The sequence below is a fragment of the Stenotrophomonas sp. Steno-Z1 genome (assembly GCF_056393175.1).
The window spans coordinates 409,882-433,140 of record NZ_JBWJPB010000002.1 but is presented as its reverse complement, the minus strand read 5'-3'; the positions used below and the strand labels follow the sequence as shown (position 1 = coordinate 433,140).

At 68.3% G+C, this 23,259-nt stretch carries 20 protein-coding genes; 19 read left to right on the top strand and 1 reads right to left on the bottom strand.

Annotation, left to right across the window (positions count from 1 at the left end; all coding sequences use genetic code 11):
- Window positions 1–7: 7 nt before the first annotated feature.
- The 6 genes from AC06FD_RS08685 (at window position 8) to tsf (ending at window position 6,507) form a co-directional block, all read left to right on the top strand.
- The gene (locus AC06FD_RS08685; protein WP_478077771.1) at window positions 8–2,350 is read left to right on the top strand and encodes a fimbria/pilus outer membrane usher protein; all 2,343 of its coding nucleotides are present in this window, start codon (window positions 8–10) and stop codon (window positions 2,348–2,350) included.
- The gene (locus AC06FD_RS08680; RefSeq protein WP_394164835.1) at window positions 2,347–3,396 is read left to right on the top strand and encodes a Csu type fimbrial protein; all 1,050 of its coding nucleotides are present in this window, start codon (window positions 2,347–2,349) and stop codon (window positions 3,394–3,396) included. Before AC06FD_RS08685 ends, AC06FD_RS08680 begins: the two co-directional genes overlap by 4 nt.
- A 74-nt stretch (window positions 3,397–3,470) precedes the next feature.
- Entirely contained in the window at window positions 3,471–3,752 is a 282-nt protein-coding gene (locus AC06FD_RS08675) for a hypothetical protein (RefSeq protein ID WP_478077571.1), read from the top strand.
- Window positions 3,752–4,465, top strand: coding sequence for a fimbrial biogenesis chaperone (locus AC06FD_RS08670; protein WP_478077570.1), 714 nt, complete (start codon window positions 3,752–3,754; stop codon window positions 4,463–4,465). The genes AC06FD_RS08675 and AC06FD_RS08670 overlap by 1 nt, the downstream gene beginning before the upstream one ends.
- A 212-nt stretch (window positions 4,466–4,677) precedes the next feature.
- Window positions 4,678–5,499 (top strand): 30S ribosomal protein S2, encoded by an 822-nt coding sequence (gene rpsB / locus AC06FD_RS08665; RefSeq protein WP_259204130.1) that lies wholly within the window; start codon window positions 4,678–4,680, stop codon window positions 5,497–5,499.
- A gap of 129 nt (window positions 5,500–5,628) precedes the next feature.
- Window positions 5,629–6,507, top strand: coding sequence for a translation elongation factor Ts (gene tsf / locus AC06FD_RS08660; RefSeq protein ID WP_259204118.1), 879 nt, complete (start codon window positions 5,629–5,631; stop codon window positions 6,505–6,507).
- A gap of 1,094 nt (window positions 6,508–7,601) precedes the next feature.
- Here tsf and AC06FD_RS08655 read toward each other — a convergent pair.
- Window positions 7,602–8,297, bottom strand: a complete 696-nt coding sequence (locus AC06FD_RS08655) for an AIM24 family protein (protein WP_259204108.1) — start codon at window positions 8,295–8,297, stop codon at window positions 7,602–7,604.
- A gap of 281 nt (window positions 8,298–8,578) precedes the next feature.
- Between AC06FD_RS08655 and AC06FD_RS08650 the strand changes: the two genes are divergently transcribed.
- The 13 genes from AC06FD_RS08650 to AC06FD_RS08590 all read left to right on the top strand — a co-directional run bounded on the left by AC06FD_RS08650 (window position 8,579) and on the right by AC06FD_RS08590 (window position 22,951).
- The gene (locus AC06FD_RS08650) at window positions 8,579–10,078 is read left to right on the top strand and encodes an HDOD domain-containing protein (protein WP_478077569.1); all 1,500 of its coding nucleotides are present in this window, start codon (window positions 8,579–8,581) and stop codon (window positions 10,076–10,078) included.
- 124 nt (window positions 10,079–10,202) lie between these two features.
- Window positions 10,203–10,934 (top strand): UMP kinase, encoded by a 732-nt coding sequence (gene pyrH, locus AC06FD_RS08645; RefSeq protein WP_259204085.1) that lies wholly within the window; start codon window positions 10,203–10,205, stop codon window positions 10,932–10,934.
- A gap of 113 nt (window positions 10,935–11,047) precedes the next feature.
- Window positions 11,048–11,605 (top strand): ribosome recycling factor, encoded by a 558-nt coding sequence (frr, locus tag AC06FD_RS08640; RefSeq protein ID WP_256776804.1) that lies wholly within the window; start codon window positions 11,048–11,050, stop codon window positions 11,603–11,605.
- Between the two features lie 5 nt (window positions 11,606–11,610).
- Complete coding sequence (uppS, locus tag AC06FD_RS08635) at window positions 11,611–12,381, top strand: polyprenyl diphosphate synthase (RefSeq protein ID WP_259204074.1); 771 nt, start codon at window positions 11,611–11,613, stop codon at window positions 12,379–12,381.
- Complete coding sequence (locus tag AC06FD_RS08630) at window positions 12,378–13,202, top strand: phosphatidate cytidylyltransferase (RefSeq protein ID WP_259204070.1); 825 nt, start codon at window positions 12,378–12,380, stop codon at window positions 13,200–13,202. The genes uppS and AC06FD_RS08630 overlap by 4 nt, the downstream gene beginning before the upstream one ends.
- A 2-nt stretch (window positions 13,203–13,204) precedes the next feature.
- Window positions 13,205–14,395, top strand: a complete 1,191-nt coding sequence (gene dxr, locus AC06FD_RS08625) for a 1-deoxy-D-xylulose-5-phosphate reductoisomerase (protein WP_478077568.1) — start codon at window positions 13,205–13,207, stop codon at window positions 14,393–14,395.
- 34 nt (window positions 14,396–14,429) lie between these two features.
- Complete coding sequence (gene rseP / locus AC06FD_RS08620; protein ID WP_259204066.1) at window positions 14,430–15,788, top strand: RIP metalloprotease RseP; 1,359 nt, start codon at window positions 14,430–14,432, stop codon at window positions 15,786–15,788.
- Window positions 15,789–15,861: 73 nt separating this feature from the next.
- Window positions 15,862–18,225, top strand: a complete 2,364-nt coding sequence (gene bamA / locus AC06FD_RS08615; protein WP_449334806.1) for an outer membrane protein assembly factor BamA — start codon at window positions 15,862–15,864, stop codon at window positions 18,223–18,225.
- Between the two features lie 519 nt (window positions 18,226–18,744).
- On the top strand, window positions 18,745–19,767 hold the full coding sequence (lpxD, locus tag AC06FD_RS08610) for a UDP-3-O-(3-hydroxymyristoyl)glucosamine N-acyltransferase (RefSeq protein WP_394161322.1): 1,023 nt from the start codon (window positions 18,745–18,747) through the stop codon (window positions 19,765–19,767).
- Window positions 19,764–20,219 carry a 3-hydroxyacyl-ACP dehydratase FabZ gene (gene fabZ, locus AC06FD_RS08605; protein WP_259204058.1) on the top strand — a complete coding sequence of 152 codons (456 nt, stop codon included), beginning with the start codon at window positions 19,764–19,766 and terminating at the stop codon, window positions 20,217–20,219. The genes lpxD and fabZ overlap by 4 nt, the downstream gene beginning before the upstream one ends.
- A gap of 19 nt (window positions 20,220–20,238) precedes the next feature.
- Window positions 20,239–21,030: an acyl-ACP--UDP-N-acetylglucosamine O-acyltransferase gene (lpxA, locus tag AC06FD_RS08600; protein WP_259204055.1), complete on the top strand. Its 792-nt coding sequence runs from the start codon at window positions 20,239–20,241 to the stop codon at window positions 21,028–21,030.
- A complete protein-coding gene (gene lpxB / locus AC06FD_RS08595; protein WP_259204052.1) occupies window positions 21,027–22,295 on the top strand; it encodes a lipid-A-disaccharide synthase in 1,269 nt (422 codons plus the stop codon). The genes lpxA and lpxB overlap by 4 nt, the downstream gene beginning before the upstream one ends.
- A complete protein-coding gene (locus AC06FD_RS08590) occupies window positions 22,292–22,951 on the top strand; it encodes a ribonuclease HII (protein WP_259204048.1) in 660 nt (219 codons plus the stop codon). The genes lpxB and AC06FD_RS08590 overlap by 4 nt, the downstream gene beginning before the upstream one ends.
- The last annotated feature ends 308 nt before the right edge of the window (window positions 22,952–23,259 follow it).

Below are 23,259 nucleotides of genomic sequence, written 5' to 3'. Positions count from 1 at the left end.
CGTGCGGATGCTGCTCACCGCGACGCTGGCACCGTGCGCGGCGATGGCCGCCGACGCCGACATCGGCGCGTCCGGGGAAGCACTGCTGCCACCGCCCACGCCGCTGACGGCCGCGCAGACGCTGTACCTGGACGTCACCCTCAACCAGACCCCGCGCGGCCTGCTGCCGTTCACCGAACTGCAGGGCCGGCTGATGGCGTCGGCGGCAACCCTGCGCCAGCTCGGTTTTTCGGCGCGGGGCGAGGAGCCGGTCGCGCTGGACCAGCTCAGCGGGGTGGTGGTGCGCTACGACGCCAGCCTCCAGACCCTGGCCCTGGACGTGCCGCTGGACCAGTTGTCGCTGCCGACCACGCGCCTGGAGCGTCCGACCGACACCGCGCCCGCCGCCGCGGCCTCGCCCGGCGCGGTGCTCAACTACGACCTCTACGGCAGCCACAACGAAGGCGGCGGCAATCTTGCCCTGACCACCGAAGTGCGCCTGTTCGGGCTGGGCAGCGGCGTGTTCGAGTCCAGCGCGCTGCTGCGCACTTACCAGGACCCGGCCGACCACCAGTGGCGCGGCGAAAGCGTGCGCCTGGATACCGCCTGGCGCCTGGACTTCCCTGATTCGGCGGTGACCCTCAGCGTCGGCGATTTCTACAGCGGCTTCGTCGACTGGAGCCGGCCGGTGCGCATGGGCGGCGTGCAGATCGGGCGCAACTACGGCCTGCAGCCGTACCGCGTGCTGACCCCCACGCCGACCTTCCTCGGCGAAGCGGTCGTGCCCTCCAACGTGGAGCTGTACGTGGATGGCCTGCGCCAGTACAACGGCGAGGTCCCGGTCGGTCCGTTCCAGCTGGCGGCCCAACCGGGCATCAACGGCACCGGCAACGCACAGGTGGTCATCACCGATGCGTTCGGCCGCATGCAGACCCTGGACTTCGCCTTTTACGGGGCGCAGCAGCTGCTCGCCAAGGGCTTATCGGACTGGTCGGCCGGGCTCGGCAAGATGCGCCGCGACTACGGGATCCGCTCGTTCGGCTACGAAGCGCCGGTGATCGGCAGCGCGACCTGGCGGCATGGCGCCAGCGACCAGTTCACCGCCGAGGCGCACGTCGAGGGCGGCGGCGGGGTGATCAATGGCGGGGTCGGCGGCTGGTGGCTGCTGGGCGGCGCCGGGGTGCTCAACGCGGCGTATGCGCACAGCCGCCTCGACGGCCTGCAGGGCGGCCAATACGCGCTGGGCTACAGCTGGAACAACCGGCGCTTCAACATCAACCTGTCCACCCGGCGCAGCCATGGCGACTATCGCGACCTGGGCGCGCTGCAGGACACCCTGCCGCCGGACATCAGCGAGCAGGCCACGCTCGGCCTCAACCTGCAGCGGGCCGGCTCGTTGAGCGCCAGCTACCTGCGCCTGCGCTACCCCGACGGCGAGGACAACCGCTATGCCAGCCTGTTCTGGTCGCGCAGCTTCGGCGACCGCTGGTCGGCCTACCTGTCCTTCAACCAGAACCTGTCCGACCGCGAGGACCGCAGCGCCTACCTCTCGGTCTCGGCCGCGCTGGGCCGCAACCGCCAGAGCAGCGTGTCGGCACAGCGCAACGGCGAGCGCATGACCTATGTCGCCGACCTCTCCCAGCCGGTGCCCGGCGATGGCAGCCAGGGCGGCCATGGCTGGCGCGTGCAGGCGCGTGGCGGCGACGATGGCGGCGGCGGGCTGGCCGAGCTGGGCTGGCTCAACCGGGTGGGCCGCTACTCGCTGGGCTACGCGCGCCAGGGTGAGTTCGACTACGGCTACGCCAGTGCCAGCGGCAGCGTGGTCTGGATGGGCGGGCACCTGTTCGCCGCGCGCGAGGTCTCCGACGCCTTCGCCGTGGTCTCCACCGACGGCCATCCCGGCATCCCGGTGCGGCTGGAGAACCGGCTGATCGGCAGCACCGACCGCAACGGCCTGCTGCTGGTCACCCCGCTGTTGTCCTGGCAGCGCAACCGGCTGTCGATCGACACCCTGGACCTGCCCGCCGACATGCGCGCCGACCGCGTGGATACCTGGGTCACCCCGCGCCAGAGTGCCGGGCTCGGCGTGGATTTCGGGCTGCGCCGCACCCAGGGCTGGAGCGTGGTCCTGCACGATGCCAGCGGGGCACCGCTGCCGGTGGGCAGCAGCGTGCGGCTGCCCGGCGGACGCAGCGCGACGGTCGGTTATGACGGGGAAACCTACCTGGAAGACGTGGCGTTGCCGGCCGACCTGCAGGTGCAGGTGCCGAACGGGCACTGCCGCGTGCACGTCGCGCCCACCGTCACCGCAACCTCGCCGGGCGCCACGCGCATCGGCCCACTGCGCTGCCTGCCGGCGCCGGCGCCATGACCGCCGCGCTGCGCCTCGCCCTGCTGCTGGTCATCGTGCTGGGGGGCCACGCGGTGCCGGCGCGCGCGGACACCACCTGCACCGCCACGGCACCGACGACGCTGGCGTTCGGCACGATCACCAATGGCGCGGCCAGCCCGACCAACGCCATGACCAGCTTCACCATCACCTGCAGCACCGCCGCGCTGAGCATCCTCGGCAGCGCCAGCGTGCGCGCCTGCCTGAAAATCGGCACGGGCAGCACCGGCACCAGCGTGCTGCCGACCCGCAGCATGACCAACGCCACCGCCGACCCCATGGCCTTCCAGCTGTACACCAATGCCGGGCGCACGACCGTATGGGGAGCCGTTCCCGGCGGCTCACCGCCGGCGGCGATCGTCACGCTCAGCTATGCCGTGCCGCTGATCACCGGCGGCAGCGGCGCGCAGAGCGTCACCCTGTACGGACAGGTGCCAGCCGCGCAGGTGCTCTCGGCCGGCAGCTTCGCCAGCAATTTCACCGCGGCCAACGTCAGCCTGGAATACGCCTACAACGAGAGCATCATCGGCACCGCGCAGCCGCCGGCGCTGTGCACCACGGCCAGCGGCGTGAGCGGCCACAAGACCGCCGACAGCGCCTTCCCGTTCACGGTCAGCGCCAACGTGCTGCCCCAGTGCAGCGCCTACGTCACCACCGACATGGACTTCGGCAGCAATGCCGGGGCGATCACCGCCAACCTGGACCGCACCTCGACGATCGGGCTGACCTGCATCAACCGCACCGCCTACAGCATCGGCCTGGGCAACGGCCAGAACGCGCAGGGCACCACCCGGCGCATGCGCTTCACCGCACCGGACAACAGCGTCTACTACATCCCCTACGAGCTCTACCGCGATCCGGCCCGCTCGCAGCGCTGGGGCACCACCGTCAACACGGACACCCAGGCCGGCACCGGCAACGGGGCGGCGCAGACGCTGACGGTGTATGGGCGCGCCCCACCCACCACGGGCGCGGTTCCGGCGCAGGGCAGCTACAGCGATGTGATCACCGTCACCATCACTTATTGACCCAATAGACACATTTGCTCAAGCGGCTGCGATCCCGGCCGCTAACGGTCGCATCCCCCGCTTTGCGACGCCCGATGTCCCCGCGCCCGTCCACGCTTGCCCTGGCCTGCCTGCTGAGCCTTTCCGCGGGCGCCCCGACCGCCCAGGCCCGGCCCGCCGGCAGCGCCGCGCTGCGGGTCGGGGTGCGGATCATCGCCGACTGCGCCCGCGCCGGTGCGTCGGCCGATCCAGCCTGCCGCCCCGCGCACCAGCGCAGCGACGGCCGCGCCCCGGTTCCGGCCCAGGTGAGTGCGTTGAGCCCGCCCGCACCGCCCACCAAGGCCGGCCAGGCGCCGCGGGTCACGGTGACCTACTGATGCGATCGCTGCTGGTCGTCGCGCTGTCGGCGCTGGTGCCGTTGTCCGCGCGTGCCCTGGAGATCAGCCCGCTGAGCGTCTCGGTCCCGGCCGTCCCCGCGCACGCCGAGCTGTGGCTGGCCAATCCCGCCGGCACGCCATGGACCGGCCAGGCCCGGCTGTACCGTTGGGAGCAGGACGGCGACCAGGAGCGGCTGCAGGCCGACGACACGCTGGTGGTGAGCCCGGCCCAGCTGCGCATCGCGCCCGGCCAGCGCCAGCGCCTGCGGGTGGTGCGGCTGGGTGCCGCGCCGGCGGCGGCCGAGCAGGGCTATCGGCTGGTGATCAGCCCGGGCGCGGACGCCAGTGCCGATGCCACCCGCGTCTCCCTGCCGGTATTCCTGAAGCCGCAGGCGCCGGCGGCACCGTCCTCGCGCCTGCGCGTGGCCCTGGCCGGGGGGCCGTCGGCGCCGCTGCTGCGCCTTTATAATGACGGCGATGGCCACGCCCACCTCGCCGACCTGGTGTTCGTCGATGCGCAGGGCCGGCGCCACGCCCTGATCGACGGGTTGGCCGGCTATGTCCTGCCGCGCAGCACCCGTGGCTGGCCATTGCCCGCCCGTCCCGAGGGTTACGCCGGGGGGCGTTTCCGCGCCCGCCTGGACCACGCCGGCGAGGCCGACCTGCCCGCCGCCGCTGGCAACATTGCGGGCAGCGCCCCGGGCGGGCTATAATCGACCGGATTGCTGCCGCCTTGGCGCGGCAATACGTCAACACCGGACGTCACCGGTGAATCCACACCTGCCGCCCATATCCGTGCCGGGGTGCTCCGCGAGGAGTTCGGCCACGGAAGCGACAGGGAAGCCAAACCCCGGAACCACCCGCCTTGCGGCGGACCGCCCAACTATTCCCCGTGGCGGCCGGTTCCCCATCAGGAGTTACTGCAATGCCCCAGGTCACCATGCGTCAGATGCTGGAAGCCGGCGTCCATTTCGGCCACCAGACCCGTTACTGGAACCCCAAGATGGGCCAGTACATCTTCGGCGCCCGCGGCAAGATCCACATCATCAACCTGGAAAAGACCGTTCCGCTCTTCAATGACGCGATGAACTTCATTTCCAGCGTTGCGCAGAAGCGCGGCACCATCCTGTTCCTGGGCACCAAGCGCAGCGCCCGCGAGTCGATCCGTGAAGAAGCCGAGCGTTGCGGCATGCCCTTCATGAACCAGCGTTGGCTGGGCGGCACGCTGACCAACTTCCGTACCGTGAAGCAGTCGGTTGCCCGCCTGAAGGAACTGGAAGCCGGCGAAACCGACGGCAGCTTCGACAAGCTGGTCAAGCACGAAGTGCTGGGCCTGCGTCGCGAGCGCGACAAGCTGGAAGCCTCGCTGGGCGGCATCAAGGACATGAACCGTCTGCCGGACGCGATCTTCGTCATCGATATCGGCCACGAAGACATCGCCATCAAGGAAGCCAAGAAGCTCGGCATCCCGGTGATCGCCGTGGTCGACACCAACTACAACCCGGAACTGGTCGATTACGCGATCCCGGGCAACGACGACGCCATCCGCGCTGTGCAGCTGTACGCCCGCGCCGCTGCCGACGCCGTGCTGGAAGGCAAGGCCGCTGCGCCGCACGCCGCTACCGTGCGTGAGGAAGAGTTCGCCGAAGCCGGCGCTGCCGACGAAGCCAAGCCGGCCCGCCGCGCTCCGGCCAAGAAGGCCGCTGCCGCTCCGGCTGCCGACAAGGCTGGCGAAGCCCAGGCCTGATCCAGGCCCCCGGCGGGCGCCACGCGCCCGCCGCTGCTCCTGTCCGCTGCCGACGGCGCGACGACAGGACACTGTCACACGGGCCGGCCACCATGCCGGCCCAACCCCTTTCTTTCGTGAGGAAATCCCGTGGAAATCACTGCTTCCCTGGTCAAGGAACTGCGCGAGCGCACTGGCGCCGGCATGATGGAGTGCAAGAAGGCACTCACCGAAAACGGCGGCGACATCGACGCCTCGGCCGAATGGCTGCGCAAGTCCGGCCTGGCCAAGGCCGACAAGAAGGCTGACCGCGTGGCTGCCGAGGGCATCATCGTGGCGGCACAGGACGGCAACAAGGCCGTGCTGGTCGAGATCAACTCCGAAACCGACTTCGTCGCCAAGGACAGCAACTTCCTGGACTTCTCCAAGGCCGTTGCTTCGGTGGCCCTGAGCTCGGGCGCCGCCGACATCGACGCGCTGAAGGCGGCCAAGCTGCCGTCGGGCGAGACCGTCGAGGAATCCCGCGCCGCGGTGATCGCCAAGGTCGGTGAGAAGGTCGACGTGCGTCGCATCGTGCGCCTGGAATCGGCCAACAACGTCGCTGCCTACGTGCACGGCGGCCGTATCGGCGTGCTGGTGGAACTGGCCGGTGGCGACGCCGAGCTGGCCCGCGGCCTGGCGATGCACGTGGCGGCGATGAACCCGCCGCACAACAAGGCGGCGGACGTGCCGGCCGAGTTCGTTGCGAAGGAAAAGGAAATCGAACTGGCCAAGATGACCGACAAGGACAAGTCCAAGCCGGCCGACATCCTGGAAAAGATCATCAGCGGCAAGATCGCCAAGATCGTCAACGAAGTGACCCTGTACGGCCAGCCGTACGTGCTGGACACCAACCAGTCGGTCGAGCAGGTGGTCAAGGCTGCCAACGCCGATGTGGTCGGTTACAAGCGCCTGGCCGTTGGCGAAGGCATCGAGAAGGTGGTGGAAGACTACGCCGCCGAAGTGATGAAGCAGGCCGGCCTGGCCTGATCCACCACGCTGTCGCTTCGGCGATGGCGGGTGATTCGCTTCAACGAAAAAACCCGGCTTCGGCCGGGTTTTTTTGTGGGTGGTTGTTTTTTTGAAGCGTTGAAGCGTTGAAGCGTAAAGCGCAGAGCTGGCTTCCTTGCTGTTTGTGGTTCCGTGCGGGCCGGCAGGCTTACCCCCTGCCGGGACACGCCGTGAACCCATCCATGGGGGCTCGTTGGGCGCCATCCATGGCGCCCAACGGTCCCGGCAGGGGGTAAGCCTGCCAGCCCCGACATGGTGCCGCGGACGGATGGATGGGGGACAGCGGGGCTTTGGTTCTGCTGTTGAAGCGGGCTTGGTCGATTGGTCGATTGGTCGATTGGTCGATTGGTCGATTGGTCGATTGGTCGATTGGTCGATTGGTCGATTGGTCGATTGGTCGATTGGTCGATTGGTCGATTGGCCGATTGGCCGATTGGCTGAGTGGCCGGGTGGCTGAGTGGCCGGGTGGTCGGCGTGGTCGGTATCGTTGGTTTGTGGATGGGTTGGATGGGGAGATGAGGTGTGGTTTTGGGGTGGGATATCGAGTGGTCCGGAGCAGCCGACCAACGGTCGGCTCTACCCCCCATCTCTCGACGAATCCACCACCCCATCCACCATCCACCATCCCCTAACCACCCGGCGGCCGGAAGGCCAACCACCGTGCGGCCCCCAACCAACGACCAATCACTCGCCAGCCATTAACCACCCACCACCACGGACTCACTCGTCACCACCCAACACCACTGACTCACCAGCCACCTCCCCACAGCAAACCGCCCCCCCCCCCACCGCCCCCGGCTGTTGCCGTTGCCCTCCCAACGCGCCCGCACATTGTCGGGGGTTGGTGCGGGTGGGCTGGCGGGACCGTTGGGCGCCATGGATGGCGCCCACGAGCCTCCAGGGATGGATTCACGGCGTGTCCCGCCAGCCTACCCGCGCCGACCCAACCCGCAGCACCGCGGCGCCGCAGTTGCAGTTGCAGTTGCAGTTGCAGTTGACGTTGAAGTTGAAGTTGACGTTGAAGTTGAAGTTGACGCAAAAAAGCCGCGCGCCAGCGCACATCCCCCCCACCCTCACCCCTTCGACTGGAACGTCACTTCCTCGTACGGCTGCACCACCACCCAGCCCTCGCCCGCGAAACGCATCTGCAGGCTCTCGCCCGACCCGCGTCCCACCAGCGTCCCCAGCGAAATGTCGGTCACGATCTCCGGCACCAGCGACCCCGACCAGGCCACCGTCGCGTTCGGATCGGTGAACACCGGCCCGCCCTGCGCCGTCACCGGCAGCGTCATCGGCTCGTAGTGCGACGTCATCGCCACGATCCCGTGCCCACTCAGCTTCACGTTGAACAGGCCGCCGGACAGCATCCCCGCCACCTTCTTCATCATCGTGATCTTCGACGCCACGCCCGTCTCGAACGCCAGCACATCGTTGCCGTTGACGAAAATCGACTCCCCCGCCAGCCGCACCAGCGTCACCTGCTTGCCCGCATCGGCCAGGTACACCCGGCCCTGCCCCTCGACCTTCATCAACTGAAGGCCCTCGCCGCTCACCATCTTCTTCAGCAGCGTACCCAGCCCCTGCTCCAGCAGCCCCTGCCGGGTGAACTTCACCCCGCCCTTGCGTGCCACCATCGAGCCGGCCTTGGCCCATACCATCCCATCGACCCGGACCTCCAGCATGTGCGGGCTTTCCAGCTCGAAAGCATCGGCACTGACGTCCTTCTCCTGGGTGGTGGACAGAAATTCCTGCAGCGTCTTGACCGCCATGTGGTGCGCCTTCCTTGTGAATGAACCGCGCATGGTAGCGCTACGCGGCCCGCAACGCCGCGCCGGGCCGCAGCCGAGCCCTCCGACCCTCCCCCTACGCCGGCGAATGTGTTACCAAGGGCGCGACGAACACACCCGCCGCGATCTGCCCACCGGGCTTGCATGGCATGGCGCATCACCATCGTGATGCCCACGCCAGCGTGGAGCCCAGGGCAGGAATCAACGCTCAAATCTGTGACGGACTCCATGTATTCTTGCCACAACACACACATCATCCCGCCATGCCTCCCGAGCTGACAGCCGCCCTGGCGCTCTGCCGCAACCTGCCCTCGCCGCCAGGCATTGCCCTGCGCATCATCGAACTGGCGCAGGACCCGGAAGCGGACATCACCACCGCCGCCGACATCATCGCCATCGACATGGCCTTGAGCGCGCGCATGCTGCGCATCGCCAACTCGCCCCTGTATGCCAGCCGCCGGCGGATCGAGAACCTCGGCCAGGCACTGACCATGCTCGGCCTCAACGCCACCGTCAGCCTCGCCCTGGGCTTCACCGTCACCCAGGGCCTGACCGCACCGGGCCGGGGCCAGGACCTGCGTGAGCGCGCCTGGCGGCGCAGCATCCTCAGCGCCCTGGCCGCCAGCCTGCTCGGCCAGGCCCGTGGCCTGCGCAAGGCCGAGGAACTGATGCTGGCCGGCCTGCTGCAGGACCTGGGCATCCTGGTGCTGGCCCAGTCGCAGCCGGACACCTACCTGCCGCTGTTGCACCAGGCCACCGACAACGACGCGCTGGTCGCGCTGGAACGCGAGCACCTGCAGTCCAGCCATGCCGACGTCGGCGCCTGGGTGGCCGAGCAATGGGATCTGCCGCGCTACCTGGTGGACAGCATCGCGCGCAGCGAGTCGCCGGCCGCCGCCGAAGACACTTTCCAGGCCTGCGTGGCGCTGTCCGGCGCGGTCGCCGACATCTGGCTCAACGCCGACGCCGATGCCGCGCGCGAACACGCGCTGCAGCAGGTCAACGAAACCCTGCAGCTGGACAGCGCCCAGTTCGACCAGGTGCTGGCCCGCATCGGCGAGGCCCTGCCCGACATCAGCGCCCTGTTCGAAACCACCCTGTTCTCGCCCTCGCGCGTGCAGCAGCTGATCGACCACGCCCAGGAACTGGCCACCCTGCGCAACCTGCGCGAAATGCAGGATGCCGCCCTGGCCCGGCAGCGTGCCGACGAGTTCGAGGCCCGCGCCAACCGCCTCGCCGAGCAGGCCCACCGCGATGCGCTCACCGGCGTGCTCAACCGCCGCCAGCTCGAGGCCGTGCTGGAACAGGAATTCCTGCGCGCCACCCGGCACGGCTGGCCGCTGTCGGTGGCCTTCATCGACCTGGACGACTTCAAGAAGATCAACGACGCCCACGGCCACCTGATGGGCGACCAGGTGCTGCGCGCCTTCGCCGGCAAGCTGCAGGAACAGCTGCGCAACAGCGACACCGTGGCCCGCTTCGGCGGCGAAGAGTTCATCGCCCTGCTGCCCAACACCACCGAGCTGGTCGCGCTGGACGTGGTGCGCCGGGTACTGGCCAACATCGTCAACACGCCCATGGCCGAAGTCCCCGACGGCCCCCTGTTCGTCACGTTTTCCGCCGGCGTGGCGACCCAGGGGGGCTACGAGCGTTTCGCCGATGTTCAGGACCTGTTGAAGGCGGCCGACGACGTCCTCTACCGCTCCAAGAACCTGGGCCGCAACCGCGTCATCGCTCGCTCTCCGGGTACCGCCCCGGCCTGACCGGGGCGCCCCGCCGGCCGTGGCCGGGGCCCTCCCGGCCGCCGCCGCAGTGCAACAAGTTTTCTCACGGTGCGACCCGGCTTCCAGTAGAATTCCCGCGTTTTCCACGCATCCAGAGGCCACCATGTCCAATCTTTCCTATCGTCGCATCCTGCTGAAAGTTTCCGGGGAGGCACTGATGGGGGATGAGGACTACGGCATCGACCCGAAGGTCATCAACCGCCTCGCCCGCGAAGTGATCGAAGCCCAGCAGGCCGGTGCCGAAGTGGCGCTGGTGATCGGCGGCGGCAACATCTTCCGCGGCGCCGGCCTGGCCGCGGGCGGCATGGACCGGGTCACCGGCGACCAGATGGGCATGCTGGCCACCGTGATCAACGCGCTGGCCATGCAGGACGCGCTGGAGAAGCTCGGCGCCAAGGCGCGGGTGATGAGCGCGATCAAGATCAACGACGTGTGCGAGGACTACATCCGCCGCCGCGCCATCCGCCACCTCGAAAAGGGTCGCCTGGTGATCTTCGCCGCCGGCGTCGGCAGCCCGTTCTTCACCACCGATTCCGGCGCGGCCCTGCGCGCGATCGAGATCGGCGCGGACCTGCTGCTGAAGGCCACCAAGGTCGACGGCGTGTACGACAAGGACCCCAACAAGTACGCCGATGCGGTCCGTTTCGACAGCCTGACCTACGACGAAGTGATCCGTCGCGGCCTGGAAGTGATGGACACCGCCGCCTTCGCCCTGGCCCGCGACAGCGACCTGCCGCTGCGCGTGTTCGACATGGGCCAGCCGGGCGAGCTGCTGAAGATCCTGCACGGCGAGAACATCGGCACCCTGGTGAAGGGTCGCGACCCGGCAGCCTGAACGCGGCACGCGCCGCTCCCCCGGGGAGCGGCCGCTGGCGGCAGCGATAAGGCGGCCAGGCCCCGTATTCGCCTATAATCGCCCGATTACCGGTTACATCCAGGATTCGGGCGATGCTCAACGAAATCAAGCAGGACGCGCAGACGCGCATGGCAAAGAGCATCGATGCTCTGAAGCACACCCTCACCTCCATCCGCACCGGCCGTGCGTCCCCGGCCCTGCTGGACCGCATCACCGTCAAGGCCTACGGCACCGACACCCCGCTCAACCAGGTGGCCTCGATCAGCGTGTCCGAAGGCCACTCGCTGGTCATCACCCTGTTCGACAAGGGCATGATCAAGGACGTCGAGAAGGCGATCTACGCCTCCGACCTCGGCCTGACCCCGAACGTGGCGGGTACCGTCATCCGCCTGAACCTGCCGCCGCCGACCGAAGAGCGCCGCAAGGAGCTGGGCAAGCAGGTGCAGAAGGAAGGCGAAGGCGCCAAGATCGCCATCCGCAACATCCGCCAGGACGCCAACAAGGCGATCGCCGCGCTGATCAAGGACAAGGCGATCAGCGAAGACGACAAAAAGCGCGGCGAAGACGACATCCAGAAGCTGACCGACAAGTCCATCAAGGACGTCGACAGTGTCGTGGCCGAGAAAGAAAAGGAACTGATGGCGGTCTGAGCCCCATGTCCCAGGCCCCGACCACCCCGACCCTCGCGCCGATCCCGCGCCACGTTGCCATCATCATGGATGGCAACGGGCGCTGGGCGCAGAAACGACGCCGCCCGCGCGTGATCGGCCATCGCGCCGGCGCGCGCGCGGTCAACCGCACCATCGACTTCTGCCTGGAGCGTGGCGTCGCCGCGCTGACCCTGTTCGCCTTTTCCAGTGAAAACTGGGGCCGGCCGAGCGAGGAAGTCGACGCGCTGATGAAGCTGTTCCTCAATGCGCTCGACCGCGAGGTGGACGAACTGCACCGCCGTGGCGTGCGCGTCCGCTTCATCGGCGAACGCGAGCGCTTCGGCGCCGCGCTGGTCAGCCGCATGCAGCTGGCCGAGCAGCGCACGGCCGACAACCGCGCGATGACCCTGAGCATCGCCGCCAGCTACGGCGGCCGCCAGGACATCGCCCGGGCCGCACGCGAGCTGGCCGCGGACGTGGCCGCCGGCCGCCTGCTGCCCGAACAGATCGACGAGGCGATGCTGTCCAGCCGGGTCGCCCTGGCCGACCTGCCGCCGCCAGACCTGTTCATCCGCACCGGCGGCGACACCCGCATCAGCAATTTCCTGCTGTGGCAGCTGGCCTATACCGAACTGTGGTTCACCGACGTGCTGTGGCCCGAGTTCGACGCCGCCGTCCTGCAGCAGGCGCTCGACGCCTACGCCGCACGTGAACGCCGCTTCGGCCTGACCAGCGCCCAGATCGCCGCCCTGGCCACCGAGACGTCCACCCCATGACCAAGACCCGAGTCATCGCCGCGCTGATCATGGCGCCGGTCGCCATCCTCGCCATTCTCATGCTGCCCACCCAGTGGCTGGCCGCCGCCGCCGCCGCCGTGTTCCTGATCGGGCTGTGGGAATGGCTGAAGCTGGCCGACGTGGACGACACCCTCGCCCGTACCGTGCTGCTGGTGCTGAACCTGTTGCTGATGGTGCTGATGGTATGGGCCGGCGACGGCTCGCTGGTGCTGTACCAGATCGCCGCGCTGGTCGGCATCGCCTGGTGGCTGATGGCGCTGCTGTGGCTGCGCTTCTTCACCTTCGGCGCCAGCCCGAGCAGCCCGGCGCGCGCGCTCAAGCTGCTGGCCGGCACCCTGGCCATCGTGCCGGCATGGGCCTCGCTGGTGCTCATCCACGCCAGCGGCGACAACGGCCACCTGTGGCTGCTGACCGCGCTGGCGGTGGTGTGGGCCGCCGATTCGGGCGCCTACTTCGCCGGCCGCACCTTCGGCCGCACCAAGCTGGCGCCGCGGATCAGCCCCAACAAGACCTGGGAAGGCCTGGGCGGCGGCATGCTCGCCGGCCTGATCGTCGCGCTGGGCTTCGGCTGGCTGGCCGGCATCGACGGCGGCCACGTGGTCGGCCTGGTCGTCACCGCCGTGGTCACCGTGTTCGCCTCGGTGCTGGGCGATCTGTACGAGAGCCTGATCAAGCGCCACGCGGGCGCCAAGGACTCGGGCCACATCATTCCCGGCCACGGCGGCGTGCTGGACCGCATCGACGGCGTGCTCGCCGCGCTGCCGGTGTTCGCGCTGGGCAAGGAAATCTTCGGATTCTGACCATGGATGCCGTCAACGCTCCCCGCCGGGTCGCCGTGTTCGGCGCCACCGGCTCGATCGGCGCATCCGCGCTGGATGTGATCGCGCGCCATCCGGACCGTTACCAGGTCACCGTGCTGGCGGCGGGCCGGCAGGTGCAGGCGCTGGTCGCGCTGTGTGCCGCGCACCGCCCCGCGCACGCCGTGATCGCCGACGAGGCCCTGTATGCCGCGCTGCGCGATGGCCTGCGCGATGCCGGCCTTGCCACCGAGGCCCACGCCGGCGCCGCCGCGCTGGATGCCCTGGCGGCCAGCGACCAGTGCGACACCCTGGTCGCGGCGATCGTCGGTGCCGCCGGGCTGTCCTCGACCTTGGCCGCCGCCGCGGCCGGCAAGCGCATCCTGCTGGCCAACAAGGAGTCGCTGGTGCTGGCCGGCGAACTGCTGATGCGCCAGGCCGCCGCGGGCGGCGCCGAGATCATCCCGATCGACAGCGAGCACAGCGCCATCTTCCAGTGCCTGCGCTCGCGCGATGCCAGCCTGGACGGGGCCGGCGTGCGCCGGATCCTGCTGACCGCCTCGGGCGGGCCGTTCCGTGGCCGCAGTCGCGCCGAGCTGGCGCAGGTCACCCCGGCCCAGGCCGTGGCGCACCCGAAGTGGTCGATGGGGCCGAAGATCTCGGTCGATTCGGCGACGTTGATGAACAAGGGGCTGGAGGTCATCGAGGCCCACCACCTGTTCAACGTGCCCGGCGAGCGCATCGAGGTGTTGGTGCACCCGCAGAGCTTGGTCCATTCGCTGGTCGAGTTCATCGACGGATCGACCCTGGCCCAGTTGGGGCTGCCGGACATGCGCACCACCCTGGCCGTCGGCCTGGGCTGGCCGCAGCGGATCGAATCGGGCGTCGGCGGGCTGGACCTGCTGCGCCAGGGCCGGCTGGATTTCGAGGCCCCCGACAACGACGCCTTCCCCTGCCTGGGCCTGGCCTGGCAGGCAATGGCCGCCGGCGGCACTGCCCCGGCCATCCTCAATGCCGCCAACGAAGTCGCGGTTTCAGCGTTTCTTCAGGGAAAGACCGCTTTCCTTGCCATTCCGGCGCTGGTCGCTAACGCTCTGGCAACACTGTCGGTGGAGTCCGCCGATACACTGGAGGTCCTGCTGGCCGCCGACCAGCGCGCCCGCCTGATCACCCAAACCGCCATCGACCACGCCTGAATGCCCTTCCCGCCCTTCTCCAGCATCGTCGCCCATGGGTGAGTTCATCCGATCCGTCTGGTGGATGATCGTCAGCCTTGGCGTGCTGGTGACGTTCCATGAGTTCGGCCATTACTGGGTCGCACGGCGCTGCGGGGTGAAGGTGCTGCGGTTCTCGGTCGGCTTCGGCCGGCCGCTGTGGATGCGCCGCAACCGGGCGGGCACCGAGTTCGCCATTGCCGCGATCCCGCTCGGCGGCTACGTGAAGATGCTCGACGAGCGCGAGGTCGAGGTGCATCCGCATGAACGCGGCCAGGCCTTCAACCACAAGACCGTCTGGCAGCGCATTGCCATCGTCGCCGCCGGGCCGGTCGCCAACCTGCTGCTGTGCATCGCCCTGCTGTGGGCGATGTTCGTACTCGGCCGCCAGGACTACTCGGCCACCATCGGCCGCACCACCGGCATGGCACAGGCCGCCGGGCTGCAGGCCGGCGACCGCGTGCTCAGCGTGGACGGCCGCAGCGTGGCCACCGCGGGCGAGGCCAGCATGGCCCTGACCACCGCGGCGATGGACCGCCACGACGCCCGCATCGAGGTGCGCGACAGCCTGGACCAGGCCCACACCCGCAGCCTGCCGCTGTCGCAACTGCCCGCCGGGTTCAACGAGCGCCACGTGCTGGCTTTGGCGGGCGTGGGCTGGCTGTCCTCGCTGCAACCGGCACTGGTGGACAAGGTCCTGCCCGATTCGGCCGCCCAGGGCGTGGTGATGCCCGGCGACCTGATCGTGGCCATCGACGGCCAGCGCATCGAAGGTGCCGACCAGGTGACCCCGCAGATCCGCACGCTCGGCGAGCGCGGCGGCCCCGGCATGGTCGAGGTGCTGCGCGGCGGCGAACGGCTGGCGCTGGAGCTGACCCCGCGCCAGGGCAAGGACGCGCAGGGCGCGCCGGTCTGGCAGCTGGGCATCGGCTTTGCGCAGGCCAGCGCCCCGGCCTATGACGCCAAGCTCCAGTACGGGCCGCTGGCCGCGCTGCCGGCGGCGCTGCGTGAAACCGCGCGGATGGCCGGCGACTCGCTGGGCATGATGCGCCGCATCGTGACCGGCAACGCCTCGCTGCAGAACATTTCCGGCCCGGTCACCATCGCCCGGGTGGCCAACGTCTCGGCCCAGCGCGGGGCCGACTGGTTCCTGTATTTCCTGGCCCTGCTGTCGCTGAGCCTGTGCATCATCAACCTGCTGCCCATCCCCATCTTGGACGGCGGGCACCTGCTGTATTACCTTATTGAGTTGGTCAAGGGCAGCCCGCTGAGCGAGCGCGCCATGGCCGCCGGGCAGTACGTGGGCCTGGCGCTGCTGGCCGGGCTGATGGGACTGGCGTTCTACAACGACATCCTCAGCCTGCCGCTGCGATGAACTTTTTCCCTTTTGTCGTCGTCTTATGCGCCGGCATCCCGCAACATTGCATTCGACTCCAACCGGACGTGACATGACGCGACTCCCCAATCGCCGCCTGCTTGCCCTCGCACTCGCCGCCGGTTTCGGCGTGCCCGCCCTGGCGCAGGCAGCCGAGCCCTTCACCGTCAGCGACATCCGTGTCGATGGTCTGCAGCGCATCACCTCCGGTACCGTGTTCACCTACCTGCCGGTGGAACGTGGCGACACCCTGACCGACAGCAAGGTCGGCGAGAGCATCCGTGCGCTGTACAAGACCGGCTTCTTCGAAGACGTCCAGGTGGCCCGCCAGGGCGACATCCTGGTGGTCACGGTCAAGGAACGCCCGGCGATCAACAAGCTGACCGTCACCGGCAACAAGGACATCAAGAGCGACCAGCTGCTCAAGGGCCTGAGCGACATCGGCCTGAGCGAGGGCGGCACCTTCGACCGCCTGAGCCTGGACCGCGTGACCCAGGAACTGCGCCGCCAGTACAACGACCGTGGCAAATACAACGTCGACATCACCCCGACGGTGAGCCCGCTGGACCGCAATCGCGTGGACATCACCATCGCGATCAAGGAAGGCAAGGCGGCCAAGATCCAGCACGTCAACCTGGTGGGCACCGAAAAGTACCCGGCCGAAGACATCCTGGAGACGTGGGAGTCCAAGGAGCACAACTGGGCCTCGTGGTACCGCCGCGATGACCAGTACTCCAAGGAAAAGCTGTCCGGCGACCTGGAAAAGCTCAACTCCTGGTACCTGGACCGTGGCTACGTGGACTTCAGCATCGACTCCACCCAGGTGTCGATCAGCCCCGACAAGCGCGACATGTTCATCACCGCCGGCGTGACCGAGGGTGAGCAGTACAAGATTTCCGACATCAAGGTCACCGGCGACACCATCCTGCCGCAGGCCGATGTCGAGCGCATGGTCATCCAGAAGTCCGGCGACACGTTCTCGCGTGCCCTGCTGGAATTCAGCTCCGACGCGATCACCAACTCGCTGTCCAACATCGGCTACGCCTTCGCCAAGGTGAACCCGATCCCGACCAGCAACCGTGCCGAGCAGACCGTCGCCATCAACATGCAGGTCGTTCCCGGCCCGCGCGTGTCGGTGCGCCGCATCACCTTCAAGGGCAACACCCGCACCTCCGACGAAGTGCTGCGCCGCGAAATGCGCCAGTTCGAGAACAGCTGGTACTCGCAGGCCGCGATCGATCGTTCCAAGATCCGCCTGCAGCGCCTGGGCTACTTCGAGTCGGTCGACGTGGAGACGCCGCCGGTCACCGGCAGCAACGACCAGGTCGACGTGGTCTACAACGTCAAGGAAACCACCTCGGGCAGCTTCGTGTTCGGCCTGGGCTATTCGCAGTCCTACGGCATGACCACCTCGGTGCAGCTGTCGCAGAACAACTTCCTCGGCGGCGGCAACCGCGTGTCGGTCGAAGCGTCGCGCAGCAGCTACCTGCAGCGTTACGGCTTCAGCTACACCAACCCGTACTTCACCGACGACGGCGTCTCGCTGGGCTACAACCTGTCCTGGCGCGAGCTGGACTACTCCGACTTCAACACCGCGCAGTACAACAGCACCAACGGTGCCGCGCAGGTAGTGTTCGGCGTGCCGATCACCGAGAACGACACCGTCTCGCTGATGGTGGGCATCGACAGCAACCAGATCACCACCTATCCGGGCTCGACCCCGCAGTCGATCATCGACTACATCAACGCCGTCGGCCGCAAGACGTTCCACTCCTGGCGCAGCGAGCTGGGCTGGGCGCGCGATACCCGCAACGACTACTTCATGCCCACCCGCGGTACCTACCAGCGTGTCGGCCTGGAAACCACCCTGCCCGGCTCGACCGTCGAGTACTACAAGCTGAACTACCAGTTCTCCAAGTACTGGCCGATCATCCCGTCGCTGGTCATCAACACCCGCGCCGAAGTCGGCTACGGCGACAGCTACGGCAAGGACATGTCCGCCGTGGTCACCGAGCCGGACGGCACCACCCGCGTGGTGACCGCCTCGGGCCTGCCGTTCTTCGAGAACTTCTACGCCGGCGGTACCAACTCGGTGCGTGGTTTCGAAGACAACACGCTGGGTCCGCGCGAAGTGACCCGTGGCTACCCGAACGGGCAGCCGCTGGGCGGCTCGCTCAAGACCGTGGGCTCGGTGGAAGCCTACTTCCCGCGTCTGTTCGACAGCCCGTCGGCGCGCATCTCGGCCTTCGTCGACTTCGGCAACGTCTACAACGGCGTGGACAACTTCAAGGCCAACGAGCTGCGCGTGTCCACCGGTGTGGCCCTGCTGTGGCGCGCCCCGGTCGGCCCGATCTCGATCAGCTACGCGTTCCCGCTGAAGAAGGAAGACGGCGACGAAATCGAGCGCCTGCAATTTACCTTCGGCGGTCAGTTCTGACCGTCGAAGGTAACCCAAGGTTTGCGTTGCAAACCTTGGGGCCCGTCCTGCCTCCTTAACCCCGCGCCTGTCGGCGCGCCCCCTTCAACAAGAAGGGGGCTCTCCACTAGATGCGGTACGCATTCGCCGGGCTTTGCCCGGCGTTTTCGTTTTTTGGGTGGGGAATGATCGGTGCCGAGTCGGGCTGGGCGTGATCGTGGCTCGGTACCGCATGGGGTGCGTATCGACCCTTGCTTGGTACGAATGCCCGGGATCAACGGGAGCCGGCCAGCGGCCGGCACTCCTCGTCCGCGCTGGCACCGAATCGTCCGGGCCGTGGCGGGGCGTCCTGGCCTGGGCCGTTGGACTGATGGATGCCGCCCACCAGCACCCATGGACGGGCTTTACGCCTGTCCTGGACGTGGCTGACCGCCATGAGCCCGCGCGACAGCCGCCAGGGCGCCACGCCACCACTAGCCGGCCAATGTCCAAAACCCCGACCCGCATGACCGTTTCGGCGGCGCACGGTAAACTCCCCCGGTGAATACTCCTACCTACTCCGCCCAGCAACTCGCCGAGCAGTTTGGCCTGCAGGTCCATGGCCAGGCCGATACCGCCATCCATGGCGTGGCCACGCTCGCCCATGCCGGCCCCGGCCAGCTGACCTTCCTCGCCAATCCGCGCTACCGCTCCCTGCTGGCCGACAGCCAGGCCGGGATCGTGGTGCTGCGCGCCGAGGACGCCGATGCCGCCCCCGGCACCGCGCTGATCGCCAAGGACCCGTACACCACCTTCGCCAAGATCGCGGCGCTGTTCGACATCGCGCCATCGCGACCGCCGGGCATCCATCCGAGCGCGGTCATCGACCCCAGCGCCCAGGTGGCCGCCAGCGCGCATATCGGCCCGTTCGTCAGCATCGGCGCCGGCAGCAGCGTCGGCGAGAACTGCATCATCGGTGCCGGCAGCATCATCGGCGAGGACTGCCACCTGGATACCGGCTGCGAACTGATTGCCCGGGTCACCCTGGTTACCCGGGTCAGGCTCGGCAAGCGCGTCCGCGTGCATCCCGGTGCCGTGCTCGGCGCCGACGGCTTCGGCCTGGCCATGGACGCCGGCGCCTGGATCAAGGTGCCCCAACTGGGCGGCGTGCGCATCGGCAACGACTGCGAGATCGGCGCCAATACCTGCGTCGACCGTGGCGCCCTGGAAGACACCGTGCTCGACGACGACGTGCGCCTGGACAACCTCGTGCAGATCGCGCACAACGTCCAGATCGGCTCGCACTCGGCCATCGCCGGCTGCACCGGCATCGCCGGCAGCGCCAAGATCGGCCGCTACTGCCTGCTCGGTGGGCATGTCGGCGTCGTCGGCCACCTCGAGATCTGCGACAAGGTCGTCATCACCGGCAAGTCGGTGGTGCGCAACTCCATCCATGAGCCGGGCGAGTACTCGTCCGGCACCCCGTTGACCGACAACCGCACGTGGCGCAAGAACGCCGCGCGCTTCAAGCAGCTGGATGCCCTGGCCCGTCGCATCCTGTCTGTGAGCAAGGAGAAGGAATGAGCCACGACCAGAAGATGCCTGACATCAAGCAGATCCAGGCACTGATCCCCCACCGCTATCCGTTCCTGCTGGTCGACAAGGTCATCGCGATCGATTACGAGAAGCGGACCATCATCGCCACCAAGAACGTCAGCATCAACGAGCCGTTCTTCCAGGGCCACTTCCCCAGCCAGCCGATCATGCCCGGCGTGCTGATCATCGAAGCCATGGCCCAGGCCGGTGGCGTGCTGACCCAGTTGACCCTCGGCCGTGACGCGCAGTCCAAGCTGTTCTACATGGTCAAGGTGGACAAGGCCCGCTTCACCAAGCAGGTAGTGCCCGGCGACGTGCTGGAAATGCACGTGGAGATCAAACGCGTCATCCGCAACATGGCGGTGTACGACTGCGTGGCCAAGGTCGACGGCGAGGTGGTCGCCTGCGCCGAAGTGCTGTGCGCCGGCACCCGCGAATGACCCAGGCAGGAGACCTGCAATGAGCAACAACGCCCCTCTCATCCACCCTACCGCGGTCATCGACCCGTCGGCGAGATTGGCTGCGGATGTGCGCGTCGGTGCGTTCTGCCTGATCGGCGCCGATGTCGAGATCGGCGCCGGCACCGAGGTCGGCCCGCACTGCTCGATCCACGGCCCGACCCGGATCGGCCGCGACAACCGTTTCATCGGCCACGCCGCGATCGGCGGCGAGCCGCAGGACAAGAAGTACAACGGCGAGCGCACCCAGCTGGTGATCGGCGATGGCAATGTCATCCGCGAGTTCGTCACCATCAACCGCGGCACCGAGGGTGGCGGCGGCATCACCACCGTTGGCGATGACAACTGGATGCTGGCCTACACCCACGTGGCCCACGACTGCCATGTGGGCAGCCACTGCGTGTTCTCCAACAACACCACGCTGGCCGGCCACGTCACCGTCGGCGACTACGTGATCATCAGCGGCTTCGCCGGGGCACATCAGTTCTGCCGGATCGGCGCGCATGCCTTCCTGGGCATGGGCGCGCTGACCAATGGCGACGTGCCGCCGTTCACCATGGTGGGCAGCGACTCGCTGGGTCGCCCGCGCGGGATCAACAGCGAAGGCCTCAAGCGCCGCGGCTTCGATGCCGAGCGCATCGCCAGCATCAAGCGCGCCTACCGCACGCTCTACGTGGCCGGCCTGCCGTTGGCCGAAGCCAAGCTGCAGCTGGCCGAACAGGCCGAGCACAGTGCCGACGTCAAGGACCTGCTGGACTTCATCGAGCACGCCGAGAGGCCGCTGCTGCGATGACGGCGCCGGGCGGGCACCTTCCAGCGGGCACGACCGCCGAGATCATCGACCTGGCGACGGCGGCCGATGCCCTCGAGCGGGTGGTCCACGCGCATGGCTCGACGCGGCCGGTGCGGATCGCGCTGGTCGCCGGCGAAGCCTCCGGCGACCTGCTCGGCGCGGGCCTGGTGCGCGAGCTCAAGGCGCGGTTCCCGAATGCGGAGTTCGCCGGCATCGGCGGCGATGCGATGCGCAGCGCCGGCTGCCAGACCTGGTTCGATGCCAGCGAGCTGGCGCTGATGGGGCTGACGGAGATCCTGCGCCACCTGCCGCGGCTGTTGAAGCTGCGCGGCGAGTTCCGCACGCGGGCGCTGGCATGGGAACCGGACGTGTTCATCGGGATCGATGCGCCGGACTTCAACCTGGGCGTGGAGCGCTGGCTGAAGGAACGCGGGATCACCACGGTGCACTACGTGAGCCCGTCGGTGTGGGCCTGGCGCGAGAAGCGCGCCGAAAAGATCGGGGCCAGCGCCGACCTGGTGCTGTGCCTGTTCCCGATGGAGCCGCCGATCTACGCCAGGCACGGTATCGATGCCCGCTTCGTCGGGCATCCGATGGCCGACGACATTCCCCTGCACAGCGACCGCGAGCAGGCGCGCGCGGCGCTGGGCCTGCCATCCAACGCGAAAGTGCTGGCGGTGCTGCCGGGCAGCCGGTTGGGTGAGATCGGCCGGTTGGGCGGGCCTTTCTTCGAGGCGGCCTGGCAGGTATCCGAGCGCATTCCGGGGCTGCACGTGGTGGTACCGGCAGCCAACCCGGCGTGTCGCCAGTTGATCAGCGAGCAGTTGTCGCGCTCGGCGTTGCCGGTGGCGTACTCGCACCTGCTCGATGGCGATGCGCGCAACGCGATGATCGCTGCGGACGTGGTGGTGCTGGCGTCGGGCACGGCGACGCTGGAGACGATGCTGGTGAAGCGGCCGATGGTGGTGGGGTACCGGGTGGCCGAGCTGACCTATCGGATCGTGAAGGCGCTGGGGTTGATCAAGGTGGACCGTTTCGCGCTGCCGAACATCCTGGCGGGCAAGGACCTGGCGCCGGAGTTGATCCAGCACGACTGCATCCCCGACAAGCTGGCCGCGGCGATCCTGCAGTGGTTCGACCACCCGCAACGGGCGATCGACCTGCAGGACACTTACCAGCGGCTGCACCTGCAACTGCGGCAGGACGCGTCGGCGCGTGCGGCCGATGCGGTGGCCGAGTTGCTGGCGCGCAAGGCGGCGGCGTGAGCCGGCGCCACGCAGCGGCGGCGTCGCTGGCGCTGTTCGACGGGGCGGCACTGGCGACGGTGGCGCCCCGCTATGTAGCCGGGGTGGACGAGGCTGGGCGTGGTCCGTTGGCGGGACCGGTGGCGGTGGCGGCGGTGGTGTTCTGCCCGGACCGGCCGCGCCTGAACGGGCTGGATGATTCCAAGCAGTTGACGGCGGCCCGGCGTGATCAGTTGTTCGACCGGATCCAGGAACGTGCGCTGGCCTTCCACGTGGTGATGGTGGAGGTGGGCGAGATAGACGCATTGAACATCTACCAGGCGACGATGCTGGGGATGCGGCGTGCGGTGGAGGGGGTGGCGCACGTGGCGCAGTTCGCGCGGATCGACGGCAACGTGGTGCCCAAGGGGCTGCCCTGCCCGGCGCAGGCGCTGGTGGGCGGCGACGGGCTGGACCGGGCGATCATGGCGGCGTCGATCCTGGCCAAGGTGAGTCGCGATCGTTTCATGTTGGGGCTGCACGCGCAGCACCCGGAGTACGGGTTCGACCAGCACAAGGGCTACGGGACGCCGGCCCATCTGGCTGCATTGCGTTCGCACGGCCCCTGTCCACAGCATCGGCGGAGTTTCGCGCCGGTGCGGGCGTGTTTTGAGGACGGGGTTGTGTTGGCGGGGTGATTTGGTTTTTTTAAGAGCCGGAGCTGAAAGCTACAGCTACAGCTACAGCCAGAGCCAAGGCCAGAGCCAGAGCCAGAGCCTGATTGCCGGTGGTTACGGGTTGAGGGGGGCACGGTTGGGTTCGCGGGACACGCCGCAAGTACGTCCATGTAGGCTCCTTTTGCGCCATCCATGGCGCAAAACGGGTCCCGCAAACCCAACCGTGCCCCCCTTCGACAGATGATCGGTGCGCAGGGGTTTTTAGGAGCAGGTCTTGGGGGCGCTGGGAAGCAGGGGATGGGTCGATATCTGGGGATTATGCAGACGCG

Bases quoted from the DNA above. Each gene is read 5' to 3' on its own strand.
- lpxA (WP_259204055.1), top strand. From the start codon at position 20,239: ATGAGCAACAACGCCCCTCTCATCCACCCTACCGCGGTCATCGACCCG.
- AC06FD_RS08675 (WP_478077571.1), top strand. From the start codon at position 3,471: ATGTCCCCGCGCCCGTCCACGCTTGCCCTGGCCTGCCTGCTGAGCCTT.
- lpxB (WP_259204052.1), top strand. From the start codon at position 21,027: ATGACGGCGCCGGGCGGGCACCTTCCAGCGGGCACGACCGCCGAGATC.
- AC06FD_RS08680 (WP_394164835.1), top strand. From the start codon at position 2,347: ATGACCGCCGCGCTGCGCCTCGCCCTGCTGCTGGTCATCGTGCTGGGG.
- rpsB (WP_259204130.1), top strand. From the start codon at position 4,678: ATGCCCCAGGTCACCATGCGTCAGATGCTGGAAGCCGGCGTCCATTTC.
- frr (WP_256776804.1), top strand. From the start codon at position 11,048: ATGCTCAACGAAATCAAGCAGGACGCGCAGACGCGCATGGCAAAGAGC.
- bamA (WP_449334806.1), top strand. From the start codon at position 15,862: ATGACGCGACTCCCCAATCGCCGCCTGCTTGCCCTCGCACTCGCCGCC.
- AC06FD_RS08670 (WP_478077570.1), top strand. From the start codon at position 3,752: ATGCGATCGCTGCTGGTCGTCGCGCTGTCGGCGCTGGTGCCGTTGTCC.
- AC06FD_RS08630 (WP_259204070.1), top strand. From the start codon at position 12,378: ATGACCAAGACCCGAGTCATCGCCGCGCTGATCATGGCGCCGGTCGCC.
- pyrH (WP_259204085.1), top strand. From the start codon at position 10,203: ATGTCCAATCTTTCCTATCGTCGCATCCTGCTGAAAGTTTCCGGGGAG.
- fabZ (WP_259204058.1), top strand. From the start codon at position 19,764: ATGAGCCACGACCAGAAGATGCCTGACATCAAGCAGATCCAGGCACTG.
- AC06FD_RS08685 (WP_478077771.1), top strand. From the start codon at position 8: ATGCTGCTCACCGCGACGCTGGCACCGTGCGCGGCGATGGCCGCCGAC.
- dxr (WP_478077568.1), top strand. From the start codon at position 13,205: ATGGATGCCGTCAACGCTCCCCGCCGGGTCGCCGTGTTCGGCGCCACC.
- AC06FD_RS08650 (WP_478077569.1), top strand. From the start codon at position 8,579: ATGCCTCCCGAGCTGACAGCCGCCCTGGCGCTCTGCCGCAACCTGCCC.
- AC06FD_RS08655 (WP_259204108.1), bottom strand. From the start codon at position 8,297: ATGGCGGTCAAGACGCTGCAGGAATTTCTGTCCACCACCCAGGAGAAG.
- uppS (WP_259204074.1), top strand. From the start codon at position 11,611: ATGTCCCAGGCCCCGACCACCCCGACCCTCGCGCCGATCCCGCGCCAC.
- rseP (WP_259204066.1), top strand. From the start codon at position 14,430: ATGGGTGAGTTCATCCGATCCGTCTGGTGGATGATCGTCAGCCTTGGC.